Origin of the sequence: Stutzerimonas chloritidismutans, from assembly GCF_038562055.1 — a bacterium.
GTDB lineage: Bacteria > Pseudomonadota > Gammaproteobacteria > Pseudomonadales > Pseudomonadaceae > Stutzerimonas > Stutzerimonas chloritidismutans_A.
Genome location: NZ_JBCFXD010000014.1, coordinates 43890 through 61567, shown reverse-complemented (window position 1 = coordinate 61567; position 17678 = coordinate 43890). Strand labels below are relative to the sequence as shown.

The 17678-nt window shown below is 61.3% G+C and carries 25 protein-coding genes; 8 read left to right on the top strand and 17 right to left on the bottom strand.

Going from position 1 to position 17678, the window contains the following annotated elements; translation table 11 throughout:
• Positions 1 to 33: 33 nt before the first annotated feature.
• From AAGW23_RS18380 to AAGW23_RS18365, 4 genes are all read left to right on the top strand, one after another.
• A complete protein-coding gene (locus AAGW23_RS18380; protein ID WP_342407764.1) occupies positions 34 to 1044 on the top strand; it encodes a class 1 fructose-bisphosphatase in 1011 nt (336 codons plus the stop codon).
• A 3-nt stretch (positions 1045 to 1047) separates the two neighbouring features.
• Positions 1048 to 1650: a DUF924 family protein gene (locus AAGW23_RS18375; RefSeq protein ID WP_319298471.1), complete on the top strand. Its 603-nt coding sequence runs from the start codon at positions 1048 to 1050 to the stop codon at positions 1648 to 1650.
• A 99-nt stretch (positions 1651 to 1749) separates the two neighbouring features.
• Positions 1750 to 2004 (top strand): outer membrane protein assembly factor BamE domain-containing protein, encoded by a 255-nt coding sequence (bamE, locus tag AAGW23_RS18370; RefSeq protein WP_102837083.1) that lies wholly within the window; start codon positions 1750 to 1752, stop codon positions 2002 to 2004.
• A gap of 9 nt (positions 2005 to 2013) precedes the next feature.
• Positions 2014 to 2559 carry a lipocalin family protein gene (locus tag AAGW23_RS18365; protein ID WP_342407763.1) on the top strand — a complete coding sequence of 182 codons (546 nt, stop codon included), beginning with the start codon at positions 2014 to 2016 and terminating at the stop codon, positions 2557 to 2559.
• Positions 2560 to 2608: 49 nt separating this feature from the next.
• Here the strand turns inward: AAGW23_RS18365 and AAGW23_RS18360 are convergent, their stop codons facing one another.
• Positions 2609 to 3040 (bottom strand): hypothetical protein, encoded by a 432-nt coding sequence (locus AAGW23_RS18360; protein WP_342407762.1) that lies wholly within the window; start codon positions 3038 to 3040, stop codon positions 2609 to 2611.
• 79 nt (positions 3041 to 3119) lie between these two features.
• On the opposite strand from AAGW23_RS18360, the gene pip reads away from it, so the two are divergent.
• Both pip and dtd read left to right on the top strand, forming a co-directional pair.
• Positions 3120 to 4091, top strand: coding sequence for a prolyl aminopeptidase (gene pip, locus AAGW23_RS18355; RefSeq protein WP_342407761.1), 972 nt, complete (start codon positions 3120 to 3122; stop codon positions 4089 to 4091).
• Entirely contained in the window at positions 4091 to 4528 is a 438-nt protein-coding gene (gene dtd, locus AAGW23_RS18350) for a D-aminoacyl-tRNA deacylase (protein ID WP_342407760.1), read from the top strand. Before pip ends, dtd begins: the two co-directional genes overlap by 1 nt.
• A gap of 19 nt (positions 4529 to 4547) precedes the next feature.
• Here the strand turns inward: dtd and AAGW23_RS18345 are convergent, their stop codons facing one another.
• The 10 genes from AAGW23_RS18345 to ubiE all read right to left on the bottom strand — a co-directional run bounded on the left by AAGW23_RS18345 (position 4548) and on the right by ubiE (position 10997).
• Positions 4548 to 4967 carry a UPF0158 family protein gene (locus AAGW23_RS18345; protein WP_342407759.1) on the bottom strand — a complete coding sequence of 140 codons (420 nt, stop codon included), beginning with the start codon at positions 4965 to 4967 and terminating at the stop codon, positions 4548 to 4550.
• Positions 4968 to 5068: 101 nt separating this feature from the next.
• Positions 5069 to 5779, bottom strand: coding sequence for a 16S rRNA (uracil(1498)-N(3))-methyltransferase (locus AAGW23_RS18340; RefSeq protein ID WP_342407758.1), 711 nt, complete (start codon positions 5777 to 5779; stop codon positions 5069 to 5071).
• A complete protein-coding gene (tatC, locus tag AAGW23_RS18335) occupies positions 5776 to 6579 on the bottom strand; it encodes a twin-arginine translocase subunit TatC (protein WP_342407757.1) in 804 nt (267 codons plus the stop codon). The genes AAGW23_RS18340 and tatC overlap by 4 nt, the downstream gene beginning before the upstream one ends.
• Positions 6576 to 6965 carry a Sec-independent protein translocase protein TatB gene (gene tatB, locus AAGW23_RS18330; RefSeq protein WP_342407756.1) on the bottom strand — a complete coding sequence of 130 codons (390 nt, stop codon included), beginning with the start codon at positions 6963 to 6965 and terminating at the stop codon, positions 6576 to 6578. The genes tatC and tatB overlap by 4 nt, the downstream gene beginning before the upstream one ends.
• Positions 6966 to 6971: 6 nt before the next feature.
• Positions 6972 to 7202: a twin-arginine translocase TatA/TatE family subunit gene (tatA, locus tag AAGW23_RS18325; RefSeq protein ID WP_102837074.1), complete on the bottom strand. Its 231-nt coding sequence runs from the start codon at positions 7200 to 7202 to the stop codon at positions 6972 to 6974.
• Positions 7203 to 7226: 24 nt separating this feature from the next.
• A complete protein-coding gene (locus tag AAGW23_RS18320; protein ID WP_019340500.1) occupies positions 7227 to 7559 on the bottom strand; it encodes a phosphoribosyl-ATP diphosphatase in 333 nt (110 codons plus the stop codon).
• The gene (gene hisI / locus AAGW23_RS18315; protein ID WP_342407755.1) at positions 7552 to 7947 is read right to left on the bottom strand and encodes a phosphoribosyl-AMP cyclohydrolase; all 396 of its coding nucleotides are present in this window, start codon (positions 7945 to 7947) and stop codon (positions 7552 to 7554) included. Before hisI ends, AAGW23_RS18320 begins: the two co-directional genes overlap by 8 nt.
• A 49-nt stretch (positions 7948 to 7996) precedes the next feature.
• Positions 7997 to 9607, bottom strand: coding sequence for a ubiquinone biosynthesis regulatory protein kinase UbiB (gene ubiB, locus AAGW23_RS18310; protein ID WP_342407754.1), 1611 nt, complete (start codon positions 9605 to 9607; stop codon positions 7997 to 7999).
• Positions 9604 to 10227, bottom strand: a complete 624-nt coding sequence (locus AAGW23_RS18305; protein WP_342407753.1) for a ubiquinone biosynthesis accessory factor UbiJ — start codon at positions 10225 to 10227, stop codon at positions 9604 to 9606. Before AAGW23_RS18305 ends, ubiB begins: the two co-directional genes overlap by 4 nt.
• Positions 10227 to 10997 (bottom strand): bifunctional demethylmenaquinone methyltransferase/2-methoxy-6-polyprenyl-1,4-benzoquinol methylase UbiE, encoded by a 771-nt coding sequence (gene ubiE, locus AAGW23_RS18300; protein ID WP_045422518.1) that lies wholly within the window; start codon positions 10995 to 10997, stop codon positions 10227 to 10229. Before ubiE ends, AAGW23_RS18305 begins: the two co-directional genes overlap by 1 nt.
• A 165-nt stretch (positions 10998 to 11162) precedes the next feature.
• Here ubiE and AAGW23_RS18295 point away from each other — a divergent pair, with 165 nt between their 5' ends.
• Positions 11163 to 11441 (top strand): polyhydroxyalkanoic acid system family protein, encoded by a 279-nt coding sequence (locus tag AAGW23_RS18295; RefSeq protein ID WP_342407752.1) that lies wholly within the window; start codon positions 11163 to 11165, stop codon positions 11439 to 11441.
• A gap of 98 nt (positions 11442 to 11539) precedes the next feature.
• Here AAGW23_RS18295 and AAGW23_RS18290 read toward each other — a convergent pair whose 3' ends face one another.
• The 4 genes from AAGW23_RS18290 to trmL form a co-directional block, all read right to left on the bottom strand.
• A complete protein-coding gene (locus AAGW23_RS18290; protein WP_342407751.1) occupies positions 11540 to 11914 on the bottom strand; it encodes a DUF971 domain-containing protein in 375 nt (124 codons plus the stop codon).
• A gap of 60 nt (positions 11915 to 11974) precedes the next feature.
• Complete coding sequence (hslU, locus tag AAGW23_RS18285) at positions 11975 to 13321, bottom strand: ATP-dependent protease ATPase subunit HslU (RefSeq protein ID WP_148925912.1); 1347 nt, start codon at positions 13319 to 13321, stop codon at positions 11975 to 11977.
• Positions 13322 to 13349: 28 nt separating this feature from the next.
• Entirely contained in the window at positions 13350 to 13886 is a 537-nt protein-coding gene (gene hslV, locus AAGW23_RS18280) for an ATP-dependent protease subunit HslV (protein ID WP_045431382.1), read from the bottom strand.
• Positions 13887 to 14083: 197 nt separating this feature from the next.
• The gene (gene trmL, locus AAGW23_RS18275; RefSeq protein WP_342407750.1) at positions 14084 to 14545 is read right to left on the bottom strand and encodes a tRNA (uridine(34)/cytosine(34)/5-carboxymethylaminomethyluridine(34)-2'-O)-methyltransferase TrmL; all 462 of its coding nucleotides are present in this window, start codon (positions 14543 to 14545) and stop codon (positions 14084 to 14086) included.
• Here trmL and AAGW23_RS18270 point away from each other — a divergent pair.
• Complete coding sequence (locus AAGW23_RS18270) at positions 14544 to 14999, top strand: hypothetical protein (protein ID WP_342407749.1); 456 nt, start codon at positions 14544 to 14546, stop codon at positions 14997 to 14999. The genes trmL and AAGW23_RS18270 overlap by 2 nt on opposite strands.
• Positions 15000 to 15030: 31 nt before the next feature.
• Here AAGW23_RS18270 and ntrC read toward each other — a convergent pair whose 3' ends face one another.
• Positions 15031 to 16467 carry a nitrogen regulation protein NR(I) gene (gene ntrC / locus AAGW23_RS18265; protein ID WP_342407748.1) on the bottom strand — a complete coding sequence of 479 codons (1437 nt, stop codon included), beginning with the start codon at positions 16465 to 16467 and terminating at the stop codon, positions 15031 to 15033.
• A complete protein-coding gene (glnL, locus tag AAGW23_RS18260; protein ID WP_102838242.1) occupies positions 16464 to 17546 on the bottom strand; it encodes a nitrogen regulation protein NR(II) in 1083 nt (360 codons plus the stop codon). Before glnL ends, ntrC begins: the two co-directional genes overlap by 4 nt.
• Between the last annotated feature and the right edge of the window lie 132 nt (positions 17547 to 17678).

Below are 17678 nucleotides of genomic sequence, written 5' to 3'. Positions count from 1 at the left end.
TGCGCGGGCTTATCCATCCTCCGGAGCCATTCCATGTCACGCGTAACCCTGAGTCGCTACTTGATTGAGCAGACCCGCAGCAACAACACCCCTGCAGATCTGCGCTTCCTTATCGAGGTAGTGGCTCGAGCGTGCAAGGAGATCAGCTACGCCGTTTCCAAGGGCGCGCTGGGCGGTGTTCTCGGGGCGACCGAAACCGAGAACATCCAGGGCGAAGTTCAGAAGAAACTCGACGTCCTCTCCAACGAGATCCTGCTCGAAGCCAACGAATGGGGCGGTCACCTGGCCGGCATGGCGTCCGAAGAGATGGACAACGCTTACCAGATTCCTGGCAGATATCCGAAAGGCGCCTACCTGCTGGTCTTCGACCCCCTGGACGGCTCTAGCAATATCGATGTCAACGTATCGGTCGGCACCATCTTCTCGGTGCTGCGTTGCCCGGACCATTGCTTTAGCCAGAATGATGCGCTCGGCGAGGAAGCCTTCCTGCAGCCGGGCACCAAGCAGGTCGCCGCGGGTTACGCGATCTATGGGCCGCAGACCATGCTGATGCTGACGCTGGGCAACGGCGTCATGGGCTTCACTCTCGACCGCGAGTTGGGCAGCTTCGTGTTGACCCATGAAAACCTTCGCGTTCCGGAAAGCACCGCTGAGTTCGCCATCAACATGTCCAACCAGCGCCACTGGGAAGAACCGGTTCAGCGCTACGTGGGTGAATTGTTGGCCGGCAACGAAGGCCCGCTGAACAAGAACTACAACATGCGTTGGATCGCCTCGATGGTGGCCGACGTGCACCGCATCCTGACCCGCGGTGGCATGTTCATGTATCCCAAGGACTCGCGCGAGCCGGGCAAGGCTGGCAAGCTGCGCCTGATGTATGAGGCCAACCCGATGTCCTTCATCATCGAGCAGGCCGGCGGCGCGGCCACCACTGGTACCCAGCGCATCCTCGACGTCCAGCCCGAGTCGCTGCACCAGCGTGTGCCGGTGTTCCTGGGTTCGAAGGAAGAAGTCGAGCGCGTCACTGCCTATCACAAGGCTTGACGGGTGAGCTTGCCCTCGCAGGACCTGCTGGACTGGTGGTTCGGCGAGGGCGCCACCGCTCGTGAAACAGCGGACGCAAAGAATGGTCTCTGGTTCGGTTACAAGCCCGAACAGGATGCCGAAGCCCGCGAGCGTTTCGGTGATCTGACTGAGCGCGCGCTTGCAGGTGAATTGAGTGAGTGGGCCGAGTCGCCGCATGGCTGGCTCGCGCTCGTCCTTCTGCTTGATCAACTCCCACGCATGATCTATCGCGGCACACCGACGGCCTATGCCGGCGATGAACGAGCGCTGCAGCTCGTGCGGGAGGGCATGGCTCATGGCGGCGATGTTCTGCTGGCGCCGCTCCAGCGAGTATTCATCTATCTGGTGCTAGAACACGCTGAAAACCTCAGCGTGCAGGATCAGGCCGTGCAGCAGTTCGAGCAGCTTCTGGGCATTGCAGATGCCGATGAGCAAAACCTTTTTGCCGGCTTTCTCGACTTCGCTGAGCGCCACCGGCAAGTCATTGCGCGTTTCGGCCGTTTCCCCCATCGCAATGCGATTCTTGGGCGCAGCTCTAGCGAGGCTGAACGGGCTTTTCTCGCTGAGCCTGGCTCCCGCTTCTAGCTTTGCCGAGGAACCTTCTCGGGCGGCCTGTTTTCTATCTGTTACCGCAAGGCAAGGCCAAGCAAGGCCCGCCGCTGACTCGGAATAAAGGAATCTGCCATGTCGTTGCGTTATCTATCGCTGATCGTTGCTGTTGTGCTATTGGCTGCGTGCAGCCCGGTCACCCAGGAAAACTTCGCCAAACTGCAGGCGGGAATGTCCCGTGCCGAGGTCGAAAAATTGCTAGGCAAACCGGGCGAGTGCGCTGGCGCGCTAGGCATGTCGAGCTGCACCTGGGGGCAGAAAAACCGCTTTATCAGCATCCAGTTCGCGGGTGACAAAGTCATGATGTTTTCGGGCCAAGGTCTGAAGTAAGGAGCCTCTATGCGTCTGTTCGTTGCGCTTTTTTCTGCACTGCTGATCACCGGATGTGCTGGTGCCGGTAGCAGTGCGGACGGGCCGGAAACCGCTGGCAATGTCAATCTGGAACGCTATCAAGGCGCTTGGTACGAGCAGGCGCGCCTGCCGATGTTTTTCCAACGCAACTGCGTGCGCTCGCAGGCGAACTACCGCCTGCAGGACGACGGCAGCGTGGCGGTGATCAATCGTTGCGAAACCGAAGACGGTGAGCAGCAAGAGGCCCGAGGTGAGGCCGTGCCGCAGCAGCAAGGCCAGACAGACAAGCTCTGGGTTCGCTTCGACAACTGGTTCAGCAATATTTTTCCAGGCCTGACCAAGGGTCACTATTGGATCCTTTATCTGGCCGACGACTACAGCGTTGCGCTGGTCGGCAGCCCGGATCGGGAGAACCTCTGGCTACTGTCGCGGGACAAAGAAATCGACGCGGCTACGCGCGACAAGCTACTCGAAGAAGCGCGTAAGCGTGGATACGACACCCGCGAGCTGATCTGGCGTGGCGAGGCAGGCTGAGACTGTTGTGCATGTGTAGGCTCCACGCATGCACGGGTCGGCAGTGCCGCTATTCCCAGTTCAACCGCGCCAGCTGCCATTCTCCGTCCGTAAGCCACCACTCGAGGCGGACGTCGTAGTGGCCGAGGCGCTGCGGTAGCCAGCCCTCAGCGCCGGTCAGTGCCACCTGCGCCTCGCTGTAGCCTTTGTCCGAATAGGTTGGGTCAATCCAGCTGCGGCTATTGAGCGTGATGACGCCTACGTTGCGATGACGCAAGAACATCAAGGCAGCCGTGCGTTGCACCCAGTCCCGATCCAGCTCTCGGTTGGCGCTGAATTCCTTGTGAACCAGAGCCATGAGCTGGGATGTGTCCTTGTTTTCGATGCTGTCCTGCAGCGATACAACTGCTGCCTGCAGCGCAGCTTCTGGATCATCGCGGCCACATCCGACCAGCAGTATCGTTACCGCCACGAACGCGGCGGCTAATTTCCATACGGGCATGCCTAACCTCTCGAACCTCGTTATGATGCCGGAAACGTCAGGCGGGTTCGCGACCCGCGCACCGACCACGGAGTGTGCCATGCAGACCTTGTATCCGGAGATCAAACCCTACGCCCGGCATGAGCTGGCGGTCGAAGCGCCGCACGTGCTTTATGTCGACGAGAGTGGGTCGCCGGAAGGCTTGCCTGTGGTGTTCGTTCACGGCGGGCCGGGTGGCGGATGTGATGCGTTGAGTCGTCGTTTCTTCGACCCCAACCTCTACCGCATCATTACCTTCGATCAGCGCGGCTGTGGTCGCTCGACCCCCCATGCCAGCCTGGAAAATAACACCACCGCGCACCTGATCGCCGATATGGAGCGCATCCGCGAATTCCTGGGCGTCGACAAGTGGGTGCTGTTCGGCGGCTCCTGGGGATCGACCCTCTCACTTGCCTACGCCCAGACCTTTCCAGAACACGTGCACGCGCTGATCCTGCGGGGCATCTTTCTTTGCCGGCCTAAGGACTTTGAGTGGTTCTATCAGGACGGTGCCAGTCGACTGTTCCCCGATTATTGGCAGGATTTCATCGCGCCGATTCCACCAGAGGAGCGCGGTGACCTGATGCAGGCGTACCACAAGCGCCTGACTGGGACCGACCAGATCGCCCAGATGCATGCGGCCAAAGCCTGGTCATGCTGGGAGGGTCGTACCGCCACCTTGAGGCCCAATACCCAGGTTGTCGACCGCTTCTCCGATACCCATCGCGCACTCGCAATGGCGCGTATCGAATGTCATTACTTCGTCAACCAGGCGTTTCTGGAACCTGATCAGCTCTTGCGCAACATGCACAAGATCGCGCACCTGCCAGGCATCATTGTGCATGGCCGCTACGACGTCATCTGCCCGCTGGACAATGCCTGGGCGCTCCACGAGGCGTGGATCAACAGCGAGCTGCAGATCATCCGCGAAGCGGGGCACTCGGCTTCCGAGTCGGGCATCTGCGATGCATTGGTCCGTGCTGCCGCCGATATAGCGCAACGACTGCTCGACCTTCCCCCCGAGGAAGCCTGATGAAGGGATTGATCCAGCGCGTGCGCCAGGCGCGGGTCGAGGTGGCAGACGAGGTGGTCGGCTCGATTGATCAGGGGCTGCTGGTGTTGGTCGGTGTAGAGCGAGAAGATGATCGGGCGCGTGCCGATAAGCTCTTGCACAAGCTGCTGCGATACCGGGTCTTCAGCGATGAAAACGGCAAGATGAATCGCTCGCTCGTAGACGTCAACGGTGGTTTGTTGCTGGTGTCTCAATTCACCTTGGCGGCAGACACAGGCAGTGGCCTACGCCCGAGCTTCTCCAGTGCCGCCCCTCCGGCACTTGGCGAAGAACTCTATGATTACCTGGTCGTTCAGGCGCGCCTGCAGCATGCGAATGTCGCCTGCGGCCGTTTCGGTGCCGATATGCGGGTGTATCTGCAGAACGACGGGCCGGTGACCTTCCTGTTGGAGACCTGAGGCAAGACGACAGAGGCCGTCAGCGACTTGAGGCTTCGAGGCCGTTGTCATGCAGCCAGGTGATGGCGTATTCACGTAGCTGAGCGGTCTGGTAATCCAGCCAGGCTTGGCGAACGTCCGGAAAGTCTTCAAGTTTGAAATCGAAGGTTCGCAGCGGCTTGCGCCCTTGCAGCGCATGAGCGAGAACGGCATGGGCATTAGGGTCGTGCTGGGTGAACAGGAACGCCTCACGCATCGCGATCGACTGGGGCAGCCCGAGCGGCTCGATGTGCAGGTAGCGATCCTCTTGCACATCATATTTTTCGTCGGCCCCTGGGACTGCTTCTCCCGGGAAAACCGCCTGAATCTGGCCGGACTCCAAGTCAAGGTAATGCTCACTGGCATCACGGTTTTCCAGCGCATACTCCAAGCGGTGAAGATCTATGGTCAAAGGTCGCATGGCTACAACTATGATTGAGGGGTTCACAGGCTCTGACCTGTATGCACCGCTTGCGTGCGCTACGTTCATCGGTACTGCGTCGCCTCTCGGCTAGCGAATCCTCAGAACAGGCGCGCCAGCAACGCGCTGACGGCGGTCTCAACGCGCAGAATGCGCTCACCAAGCTGTACGGGCTGCAGTCCTGCCTCGGTCAGCTTCTCGATTTCATAGGGTATCCAGCCGCCTTCAGGACCAATGGCGAGTGTCACCGGTTCGCTCAGTGCGCGCGGGCAGGGAGGGTATTCGCCTGGGTGACCCACCAGGCCCCGAGTGCCGGCGACCAGCTGTGGCAGACGGTCCTCGACGAAAGGTTTAAAGCGCTTCTCGATGAGGACCTCAGGCAACAGAGTATCGCGGGCTTGCTCCAAACCGAGCAGCAGCTGTTCGCGGATGGCCTGGGGCTCAAGAAACGGGGTTTGCCAAAAGCTCTTTTCCACGCGATAGCTGTTGAGCAGTACCAGCCGGGGCACGCCCATGCTGGCAACTGTCTGCAGCACGCGGCGCAGCATCTTTGGACGAGGCAAGGCCAACAGCAACGTTACGGGCAGTTTGGCGGGTGGGGCTTGCTGCAGCAGCTCGACCTCAAGCTCGGCTTCCTGGGCGTTCAGGCGCAGCAGGTGCCCCCGGCCCATCTGCCCCCCTAGCAGCCCGACCCGCAGGGATTCGCCCGCCTCCGCGCGGTGAACTTCCTGAAGGTGCTTCAAGCGCCGGTCACGCAGGATCGCCCGGTCGGCGGCGACGAAGTCGGCCTCCTCTAACAGCAACAGGTTCACGGACGTGAAGCGGGCGGTTGGTCGCCGGGGTGAGGCTCGCTGTTATCGGCGTCGCCGCGAAACTCCTCTTCACGCTTCTTCACCATGCTGCCGCAGATCAGCCCAGCTTCGAACAGTATCCACATGGGCACAGCGAGCAGTGCCTGTGAGAACACGTCAGGTGGCGTCAACACCATGCCTACGACAAAGCAGCCGACCACAACGTAGGGACGGCTCTTGCGCAAGGTCGCGACATCGACGATGCCTACCCATATCAAAAGAAAGGTCGCCACCGGAATCTCGAAGGCCACGCCAAAGGCGAAGAACAACGTCAGGACGAAATCCAGATACTGACCAATGTCGGTCATCATCGCCACGCCTTCTGGTGTCACGCTGGCAAAGAAGCCAAACATGATCGGGAATACCACGAAGTAGGCGAAGGCCATGCCGCCGTAGAAGAGAAAGATGCTGGAGATCAGCAAGGGCACCGCGACGCGTTTTTCATGCTTGTACAGACCGGGGGCAATGAAGCTCCAGATCTGATGCAGGATGACCGGCATCGACAGAAACAGCGCCACCATCATGGTCAGCTTGAACGGCGTCAGGAACGGCGAGGCCACGCCCGTGGCGATCATCGTTGCACCTTCCGGCAGGTAGGCGCGCAGAGGCGCGGCCACCAACGCATAGATCTGCTGCGAGAAGTAGAACAACCCGCCAAACAGCAACAGGATGGCCACCACACAGCGCAGCAGGCGCTTGCGCAATTCTGTCAGGTGGGCAACCAGCGGCATTTCCTGGTCATCAGTGGAAGTATTGCTCATGGCTCAGGCGATTTGTCCGGGCGAGGTACGGGCGCCGTGTCGGCGGGTTTGGCTTCAGCGGGCGCTGCCTCTTCCAGATGGCTGGCATCCGGTGGCGGTGTGGCTGATTGCGGGGACGGCGTGCTGTTGGCGCTGGGCGAACTGGGCATGATGCTTTGCTTCATTTCCCGCTCGAGGTCGAGGATGCGTTCGTTATGCAGCTGGCGACGAATCTCGTCTGCGCCAATCTCGCGCTCGACTTCCGACTTGATATTGGCAAAGCTGCGCTTGGCCCGGCCGATCCACAGGCCCGCTGTACGCACGGCCCCGGGAAGCCGCTCCGGGCCAAGGACGAACAGCGCAACCAGGCCGATCAGCAGCAGTTCGGTGAAACCGATATCGAACATGGCGCCTCAGTTCTTCTTCGTCGGTTCTTCGACCTTGCGGGCCTCGGCATCGATGGTGTGGTTTTGTTTTTCATCGACACCGGGTTTTTCTTCATCGGTGCCCATGGACTTGCGGAACCCCTTGATCGCATCGCCGAGATCCGAGCCCATGCCCTTGAGGCGCTTAGTGCCAAAAAGCATGACCACGATGAGCAGAACGATCAGGAGTTGCCAGACGCTGATTCCACCAAAACCCATGCTGCAGTACTCCGAAAGTTGTTTTCAGGATTGCGGGCGAGCGGCTTTTTCCGCATGCCCAGAGAGACCGAATCGCCGGTCGAGTTCGTCCAGAACCGCCTGTGGGTGCTGATCCAGCGCAGCCAGCATCACCAGGCTGTGAAACCAGAGGTCGGCGGTTTCGTAGATCAGGTCGCTGGCGTCGCCGCTGGCTGCAGCATCCTTTGCCGCCAGTATGGTTTCCACCGACTCTTCGCCGACCTTTTCGAGAATCTTGTTGAGTCCCTTGTGGTAGAGGCTGGCCACATAGGAGCTGTCTGCTGCGGCGCCTTTGCGGGCTTCCAACACCTCGGCCAGACGGGAAAAGGTATCACTCATGTGTTGGCTCCGCGTATATCGCTTGCGGGTCTTTAAGGACCGGTTCGACGGTTTTCCATTCGCCATTCTCGAAGACGCGGTAGAAGCAACTCTCGCGGCCGGTATGACAGGCGATGCCGCCGATCTGCTCGACCATCAATACGATGACATCGGCGTCGCAGTCCAGGCGCAGCTCGTGCAGTTTCTGCACGTGACCTGACTCCTCGCCCTTGCGCCACAGCTTGCCACGCGAACGTGACCAATAGATGGCGCGCTTCTCCTTTGTCGTCAGCTCCAGCGCTTCGCGATTCATCCAGGCCATCATCAGGATGCGCCCGGTCTGATGGTCCTGGGCGATCGCCGGTACCATGCCGTCTTCGTTCCAGTTGATTTGGTCCAGCCAGTTCATCGGATTCTCCACTCTGTACGCGCAGTGTGCCAGCCTGCCCGACCGCTGGCTATCGGCGCACCACGATGTAGATGCCGGCCGCCAGCATCAACCAGGCAGGCCAAGTTGCCAGTGCGGAAAGGCTTTCAGCCGCCGCCGCCAGCATGGCGCCCCCGGCTAGCAGCGCGGCGCCAACCAGGCGCAATGGCCAGTGGTGATGGTGCTCGCGCCAGGGCGGCGGCAAGTTGTTCGCATGGGGCCCCGACATGCGCTCAAGCAGCTCGCGGGTCATGCCGGCCAAGTGGGGCAGCTGTTCGATCTGTGCCTGGGCATTCTTCAACAGCTGTTTCGGGCTCATGCGTTCACGCATCCAGCGCTCTAGATAAGGTTGGCCAGTGGCCCACAGGTCCAGTTCTGGGTAGAGCTCACGGCCCAGCCCTTCAATGTTCAGCAGCGTTTTCTGGAGCAGGACCAGCTGCGGCTGAACCTCCATGTTGAAACGTCGCGCGACCTGGAACAGCCGGACCAGCAGTTGGCCGAACGAGATATCCTTCAGCGGTTTTTCGAAGATCGGCTCGCAGACCGTACGGATCGCCGCCTCGAATTCATTGACCTTGGTTTCTGCCGGCACCCAGCCGGAGTCGATATGCAGCTGCGCGACCTTGCGGTAGTCGCGCCGGAAGAACGCCATCAGGTTGCGCGCGAGGTAGTCCTGATCTTCCGGCGTGAGACTGCCGACGATGCCGAAGTCCACGGCAATGTACTGCGGGTTCCAAGGCTGGTGCGTGCTGACGAAGATGTTGCCGGGGTGCATGTCGGCGTGGAAGAAACTGTCGCGGAAGACCTGGGTGAAAAAGATCTCCACGCCGCGCTCGGCCAGCTGTTTCATATCGGTGCGCTGCTCGGCCAAGCGCTTCATGTCGGTCACCGGCACGCCGTAGATGCGCTCCATCACCAGCACCTGAGGGCGACAGTAATCCCAATAGACTTGTGGGACGTAGAGCAGCGGCGAGCCCTGGAAGTTGCGCTTGAGCTGGCTGGCGTTGGCCGCTTCGCGCAACAGATCCAGTTCGTCGTAGATGGTCTTGGCGTAGTCGTCGACCACTTCAACCAGGTGCAGACGGCGCGCCTCGTTCGACGCGCGCTCGGCCGTTTTCGCCAGCAGGAACAACCAGGCGATGTCCTGGCTGATGATCGGCCGCAAGTTCGGTCGCACCACTTTCACCACGACTTCTTCACCGCTGCGCAATTTGGCAGCATGCACCTGGGCGACCGAGGCAGATGCCAGTGGCTTGCTGTCGAACCGGCCAAACACCTCGCCCACCGGTGCCCCGAGCTCACGCTCGATGAGTGCAGTGGCAACATCTGAGTCGAACGGCGGCACCCGGTCCTGAAGCATCGCCAGCTCTTCGGCGATGTCGAGCGGCAGGAGATCGCGTCGGGTCGAGAGAATCTGGCCGAACTTGATGAAGATTGGGCCCAGTCCCTCCAGCGCCAGGCGCAGGCGAGCGCCTCGAGAGAGGTCGGTGCTCCGGCGTGGCAGCCAGCGCCATGGCAGCAGGTAGCTGGTCGCGCGCAGCCACCACGGCATCGGCAGGTCGAGAATGATGTCGTCCAGGCGGTAGCGGATCACCACCAGCAGGATGCGAAACAGGCGGCGGGCCGCAGCGAACAGCTTCATTCGGATCGGTCTGGTTTCTGGAAGTGGGTGAGCCGCTCGATGCGGGCGTCGAGTCGGTCGAGGTCGAGCTTGAGGCGGTCGAGTTCAGCGAAGCGCGTTTCAGCTTCGGCTGTGCCGACCAGCGCACGTGATTCTTCGCTGAGGTATTCGGCCAGGTTCTGCTGCAGGCTGTCAGCGCTTTGTCGCAACCATTCGGATTGACGCCGAACGCTGGAGCCGAGCAGATGCGCACCGACCGGACCCAGCCAGCGCGACACCTCGTACTCCCAGTCCAGCTCGAGATCCTGCAGCACTTCGGCGAGGCTCATCAGCACACCGCTGTCGCCATCGATTTCGACATCCGGACCATGCAGGATCGCTGTCTTGTTGCGGCTTGTCGCCAGGCGCAGCAGATCCGTGGCGGAAGCGCGCAGGCGGCAATCCGGTTCGCTGCCCCACTGAGTGGCTAACCGCAGGCCATCAGCATCGGCCAGGATGAAGACTTTCCACGTCGGTGCCGTGCAGTCGATTTCTATGATTCGACCGCTGAGCTTGGCCAGCCGCGGCAGAGCGGTCGGGTCCAGGCGCAACACGCCATTGAGGCCGCGCTCGATGCCGGCCAGCAGGGCAGCGCGCAACATCAGGGCTTGATGCCGCGGTGCAGAGCGACGATGCCACCGGTCATGTTGTGGTAGGTGACGCGCTCGAATCCGGCGTCGGCCATCATGCCTTTGAGGGTTTCCTGATCCGGATGCATGCGGATCGACTCGGCCAGGTAGCGATAGCTCTCGGAGTCGTTGGTAATCAGCTTGCCCATCATCGGCAGCAGGCTGAACGAGTAGGCGTCGTAGGCCTTGGAAAACAGCTGGTTGGTCGGTTTGGAAAACTCCAGAACCAGCAGGCGACCGCCGGGCTTCAGCACGCGTAGCATGGAGGCGATGGCGTCTTCCTTGTGCGTCACGTTGCGCAGGCCGAAGGCAATGGTGACCACATCGAAATGGTTGTCCGGGAATGGCAGCTTTTCGGCATCGGCCTGGACGAACTTGACGTTGTCGGCCACGCCCTTGTCCAGCAGACGATCACGGCCGACCTTGAGCATCGAGGCATTGATATCGGCCAGCACCACTTCGCCAGTCGGGCCGACGATGCGCGAGAACTGGCGCGCCAGGTCGCCAGTGCCGCCGGCGATATCCAGCACTCGGTTGCCGTGGCGCACACCGGACAGCTCGATGGTGAAACGCTTCCAGAGGCGATGCACGCCGCCGGACATCAGGTCGTTCATCAGGTCGTATTTGGCGGCTACAGAATGGAATACCTCGGCCACCTTTTGCGCTTTTTCGCTCTCCGGTACGTTCTTGTAGCCGAAGTGGGTGGTGGCTTCTGCGTCACGCTCTTTGCGGGGATCGGTCATGTCACTGTCACCGGAAGAATGTGCTCGCATTCTAAACCTAAAAGCATCGTCGAGCGCCAAGCCGCGAGCGGCAAGTCAGCGCAGCCTATGGCTGACCGGAGGCAGGCTGGTAGCTGGGCAGCTGCTATAGTGCGCGCCTTTTTTCAGTAGCAGTTAGGAGTCGCCATGGCCCGCATCATCGTCGAGCGCAACCACAGCCTTGGCCGGGACGCCGCTCGTGTGAAGGCCGAGCAGCTGGCGGCGAAGCTGGAGCGCGATTTCGGCGTACGCTGCGAGTGGCAAGGTGACGTACTGGAAGTACGCCGCAGCGGGGCGGACGGCCGCATCGAGGTCGAGGAAGACCGTGTGCGCGTGTTGCTCAACCTCGGCCTGCTGATGTCGGCCATGGGCGCCAGTGTTCAGGCGCAGATCGAGCGTGCGCTGGACAAGGCATTGCAGTCCTGAGCTCCGCTTGAGGTGGAAAGTTGCTTTTTTACCTGCCGCCACTTGAAGGTGGATCGATAAAGCGCGATCCCCCCTACCAGCTGCCTGTAAATCTAGCTTCAGAGCATCAGCTTGACCGGTGAGATATCCGGGTCCCGGGACTTCCCAGCGGCTGCAAGTGCGTCGAGGTAATCTGCCCATATCTGCTCTTGATTGGTCGCCAACCGATAGAGGTAGTCCCAGCTGTACAGGCCGCTGTCATGGCCATCGCTGAAGGTCAGCTTCAGCGCGTATTGTCCGGCCGGCTCGATGCCATCGAGTGCAACGTTGATCTTGCCGGTCTGGAGGATTGGATTACCGTGGCCCTGGACTTCGGCAGACGGCGAGTGCACCCGCAAAAACTCCGCCGGCAGCACGTAGCGCTGCTCGGGGCCGTACTCCAGCTCCAGCGTTTTCGAAGTCTTGTGTAGTTTGATCGCGGTGGGGATGCGCATCGAGTGCTCCAGACAAAGGCGCCGGGTCGCGTCCAGCGAGACCCGGCGCAATCGCTTGCGTTAGAGGATGTAGCGCGACAGGTCTTCGTCTTCGGCCAGCTCACCGAGGTGGCTGTTGACGTAGGCTGTGTCGATGCGGATCGGCTCGCCGTTCTGCTGTCCGGCCAGGTCGCCGGCGCTGAACGAGACCTCTTCCAGCAGTCGCTCGAGCAGGGTGTGCAAGCGGCGAGCGCCGATGTTCTCGGTCTTCTCGTTGACCTGCCAGGCGATTTCGGCCAGGCGCTTGATACCGTCTGCGGCGAATTCGATCCCTAGTCCTTCGGTCTTCAGCAGCTCGCGGTACTGTTCGGTCAGCGAGGCGTGCGGTTCGGTGAGGATGCGCTCGAAGTCTTCCGGCGACAGCGCCTTGAGTTCGACGCGGATCGGCAGGCGGCCTTGCAGTTCCGGCACCAGGTCGCTGGGCTTGGACAGATGGAACGCGCCCGAGGCGATGAACAGGATGTGGTCGGTCTTGACCATGCCCAGCTTGGTGTTGACCGTGCTGCCTTCGATCAGTGGCAGCAGGTCGCGCTGAACGCCTTCCCGGGAAACGTCGGCGCCGCTGGTGTTGCCGCGCTTGGCGACCTTGTCGATCTCGTCGATGAAGACGATGCCGTGTTGTTCCACGGCTTCCAGGGCACGGGCTTTGAGCTCTTCTTCATTGACCAGACGTGCGGCTTCTTCATCACGGACCAGCTTGAGCGCGTCCTTGATCTTCAGCTTGCGACTCTTCGTCTTGCCTTTGCCCATATTGGAGAAGAGGCTCTGTAGCTGATTGGTCATTTCCTCCATGCCCGGAGGGGCCATGATCTCGACGCCGGCCGGGCTCTCGGCTACATCAATGTCGATTTCCTTGTCGTCCAGCTGGCCTTCTCGCAGGCGCTTGCGAAATAGCTGGCGCGTATTGGAATCGGTGCTCTGCGCGGGCTGCTCTTCGTTGAAGCCGGCCGGCCGGGCCTGAGGCAGCAGCGCGTCGAGGATGCGATCTTCGGCAGCATCCTCGGCCCGATGGCGCATTTTGACCACTTCCTGTTCGCGCAGCATCTTCAGTGCGGCATCGGCGAGGTCACGGATGATTGACTCGACATCACGCCCGACATAACCCACCTCGGTGAACTTGGTCGCCTCAACTTTGATGAATGGCGCATTGGCCAGCTTCGCCAGGCGACGTGCGATCTCGGTCTTGCCCACGCCGGTGGGGCCGATCATCAGGATATTCTTCGGCGTCACTTCCGGGCGCAGCTCGGCGGAGAGCTGCATCCGCCGCCAGCGGTTGCGCAGGGCAATGGCGACGGCACGCTTGGCGTCGTCCTGGCCGATGATATGGCGGTTGAGTTCGTGGACGATCTCGCGGGGCGTCATGGACATGGTGCGGTACTCCGGGGCTCGAGGGCGATCAGATCGCGCTGTCGAGCTCCTCGATGGTGAGATTCTGGTTGGTGAAGACACAGATGGTGCCGGCAATGTTCAACGCGGTTTCGGTGATGTCTTGCGCGGACATGCTCTGATCACCTTTCTGCATCAGCGCCATTGCGGCGGCTTGGGCGAACCCGCCACCGGAGCCCATGGCGATCAGGTCGTTTTCCGGCTGCACCACATCGCCGTTGCCGGTGATGATCAGCGAGGCGTCTTTGTTGGCCACTGCCAGCATGGCTTCCAGGCGGCTCAGCGAACGGTCGGTCCGCCAGTCCTTGGCCAGCTCAACGGCCGCGCGCACAAGATGGCCCTGGTGTTTTTCCAGCTGACCTTCGAATCGCTCGAACAGGGTGAAGGCGTCAGCGGTGGCACCCGCGAAGCCCGCCAGGACCTGGCCGTGGTAGAGGCGCCGGACCTTCTTGGCGTTGCCTTTCATGACGGTATTGCCGAGGGAAACCTGGCCGTCGCCGCCCATGACGACTTTGCCGTTGCGGCGTACTGAAACGATGGTGGTCAAAGGAAAAATCTCCACGCAGCGGGGCGATGAATGCCCGAATGCGCTTGATATGGGGGACGCTGCCGCGCATTTCAACCGATGCGAGGGAATCACGTCCCGACCCCTTATGAGCCCGTCGAGTGAGGCGAGGCAGCTTGCCGCGCAGGCAGCGCTGAGCGCGACTGAGCGCCGAGCAACACACGCCTGGCGGGGCGGCGCTATTGCAATGCGAAATCCAGCTGTCGCCAGGCCTCGTAGACGGCGACGGCTACGGTGTTTGACAGATTCAGGCTGCGGCTGTCGGGCCGCATTGGCAGGCGCAGGCGCTGCTCGGTGGGCAGTGCGTCGCGGATTTCAGGCGGCAAGCCGCGACTTTCCGGGCCGAACAGAAAGGCATCGCCGCGCTGGAAGTTGACCTCATGAAACGGCTGCGATCCTTTGGTGGTAAAGGCAAACAGGCGAGGGTGACCAAGGCTTGCGAGGCAGCTGTCGAGGTCTGTGTGTCGCTTGAGCGGCGCATACTCGTGATAATCCAGCCCGGCGCGGCGTAGCCGCTTGTCATCCAGTTCGAAGCCCAAGGGTTCGATCAGGTGCAGGCTGCAACCGGCGTTGGCGCAGAGCCTGATAATGTTGCCGGTATTCGGCGGAATTTCCGGTTGAAAAAGGATTACATGAAACATGCGCGGCACCGACTCTGAAAATGACCGGCATTCTACTGCGGCAGGCGGTCCTGCGGCTGATGACCCGCTACCGCGTATTCGCCGACGCTTTTTCGGTTCGCTGGTGCTGCTCGGGCTGTTGTTTGGCTCGTTTCTCGGGCACGTTTTTCGGCCGGGGCCGGTGGAGTTGTTGCGCGTTGAGCCTGTCGCGAGGGGGTTGCAGCTGTGGTTCAATCGCGAGCCGGAGCTCTACAGCCAGGACGTTGATGGCGCGGTCGGAATGCTCTTTCAGTCCAAGGGCGATGCAGATGCCGGCCGCGTGGAAATCGAGGGCGGCAGTGCGGGGTGGCGCGTGCAATCAACCGACAAGGGGTTGTTGCTGCATTTCGTGGCGACCCGACCGCTGATAGCCAGCTGGTCGGGAGAAGCAATGGATGGCGAGTGGCGCTTGCGGATCGAGGTCAAGCCGCGCTGAAGCGCACCTGTTCGATGCGCTCGCTGCCGCGTCAGGCTTCGTCGCCCTCGTCTTCGTCCGCGTTGTCTCCGCCCATGCCCAGCTCCTTGATCTTGCGCGTCAGCGTATTTCGCCCCCAGCCCAGCAGCAGGGCCGCATCGCGGCGCCGTCCGGCGGTGTGCTTGAGCGCGGTCTCGATCATGATGCGCTCGAATGCCGGTACCGCCTCGTCGAGCAGATTCGACTGACCGCGAGCCAACGCCAGGTCGGCCCAATGGCGCAGCGCCTGCTCCCAGTTGTTCGACGGCATGGCATCGGCTGGCTGATTCAGCAGTTCCGGGGGCAGGTCGTCGACATGTACTTCGCGCCCGGATGCCATCACCGTGATCCAGCGGCAGGTGTTTTCCAGCTGGCGCACGTTGCCTGGCCACGGCAGGTTCTGCAGATACTCCTCGGTTTCGGGCTTGAGCAGCTTGGTCTCGACTGCCAGCTCGGTAGCGGCACTGGCGAGGAAGTGTGAGGCCAGCGTCGGGATGTCTTCGCGGCGGTCGGACAGCCGGGGGATATGGATGCGAATGACGTTCAGCCGATGGAACAGGTCTTCGCGAAATTTACCGGCCTGGACCAGGGTTTCCAGGTCCTGGTGGGTCGCGGCAATGATGCGCACGTCGACTTTGACCGGTGTATGGCCGCCGACCCGATAGAACTCGCCGTCAGCCAATACACGCAAGAGGCGGGTCTGGGTGTCGGCGGGCATGTCGCCGATTTCGTCGAGAAACAGGGTGCCGCCATCGGCCTGCTCGAAGCGGCCGCGACGCTGGTTGGCGGCGCCGGTGAATGCGCCTTTTTCGTGACCGAACAGCTCCGACTCCATCAGGTCCTTGGGAATCGCGGCCATGTTCAATGCGATGAAGGGGGAGGCCGAACGCGGACTATGCCGGTGCAGGGCATGGGCAACCAGCTCTTTGCCGGTGCCGGATTCGCCGTTGATCAGAACCGTGATGTTGGAGTGCGAGAGGCGCCCAATCGCGCGGAACACCTCCTGCATTGCCGGCGCTTCGCCAATGATTTCTGTCGTTTGGCGCTGGTCGGCAGGTGCTTTGAGCCCTTGTTGTTCTTTCGCGTGCTGATTGGCGCGCTTGACCAGTGACACCGCTTCATCGACGTCAAAGGGCTTGGGCAGGTATTCAAACGCACCACCCTGGTAGGAAGCCACCGCGCTGTCGAGGTCCGAGTGCGCGGTCATGATGATCACCGGCAGGCGCGGATAGAGATCACGGATCTGCGCCAGCATGTCGAGACCGCTGACACCGGGCATGCGGATGTCTGAAATGATCACGTCCGGCTGCTGCCGCGCGAGCTTCGCCAGTACGCCATCGGCGCTGTCGAAGCTTTGAGTCGTCATGCCCTCCTGCTGCAGTGCTTTTTCCAACACCCAGCGGATGGAGCGGTCATCGTCGACAATCCAGACAGTTTCGCTGCGGCTCATGCGGTTGGTGCTCCTTGTTCCAGCGGCAGGAAGATCGAGAACGCGGTATGCCCGGGATGGCTTTCGCATTCGATCAGACCCTGGTGCTGACTGATGATGTTCTGGGTAATGGCCAAGCCGAGCCCGGTGCCATCTGGGCGGCCGCTGACCATTGGGTAGAAAAGGGTGTTTTGCAGCTCAGCAGGGATGCCAGGCCCGTTGTCGATGATTTCGATCCGTGCCACGAGACGATGGCGGATGTGGCCGATGGTGAATTGGCGCAGCGAACGAGTGCGTAGGGTCAACCGGCCCAGGCCCAGTTCGGATTGCCCGGCAAGCGCCTGCATGGCGTTGCGCATGATATTGAGCACGGCCTGAATCATCTGCGCGCGGTCCATCAGGACCTCGGGAATACTCGGATCGTAGTCGCGCACCAAAATGAGGCTGCCTTGGCACTCGGCTTCTATCAGGCTGGCCACATGCTCGAGAACTTCGTGAATGTTAGTCATCGCCAGTGAGGGAAGCTTGTTCGACCCGAGCATGCGGTCGACCAGGTTTCGCAGGCGGTCGGCCTCTTCGATGATGACCTCGGTGTAGTCCTTGAGGTGCTCTTCGGGCAGTTCGCGAGCCAGCAGCTGAGCGGCTCCGCGTATGCCGCCGAGGGGATTCTTGATCTCATGGGCGAGGCCGCGAACCAGCATCTTGGTGGTTTCCTGCTTGGACAGCTGTGCCTCTTCCTTGGTGATGCGCAGCAGTCGGTCACGCGGTAGGACCTCCAGTAGCAACATGGTCTCCTGCTTCGTGAGTACCGGCGTCACGGCGTAGTCCACGGTTAGCGTCTGTCCGCTGGCGGAGGTCAGCGTCGCTTCGCGTTTGGTGAAGGGGTGCGCTTCTTCCACAGCCAGCCGCAACGCAGCAAGGGCCTCGGAGGATTCAGTAAAGAGCTCGCTGATGAATTGTCCGTGACTGCGCTGGCCGCTTACTGCCAGCAGCATCTCGGCAGCAGGGTTCATATATTCCAGGCGCAACCGCGAATTCAGCAAAAGGGTGGCGGTGGTGAGATTCTCGATCAGCAGGCGCTGTAGGGCTTCGTTGATCATGGCAGTCTGCATCCGGGGTGTGAGTCAGGAAATGCAAGAAGCAAACCAATGCGCTCCTTTTCGGCGCGGCACCGCTGGCACTGGCGCTCCAGCGCGGGGCATCGATCGAGAAGGGCGGCGCTAAACCAGATG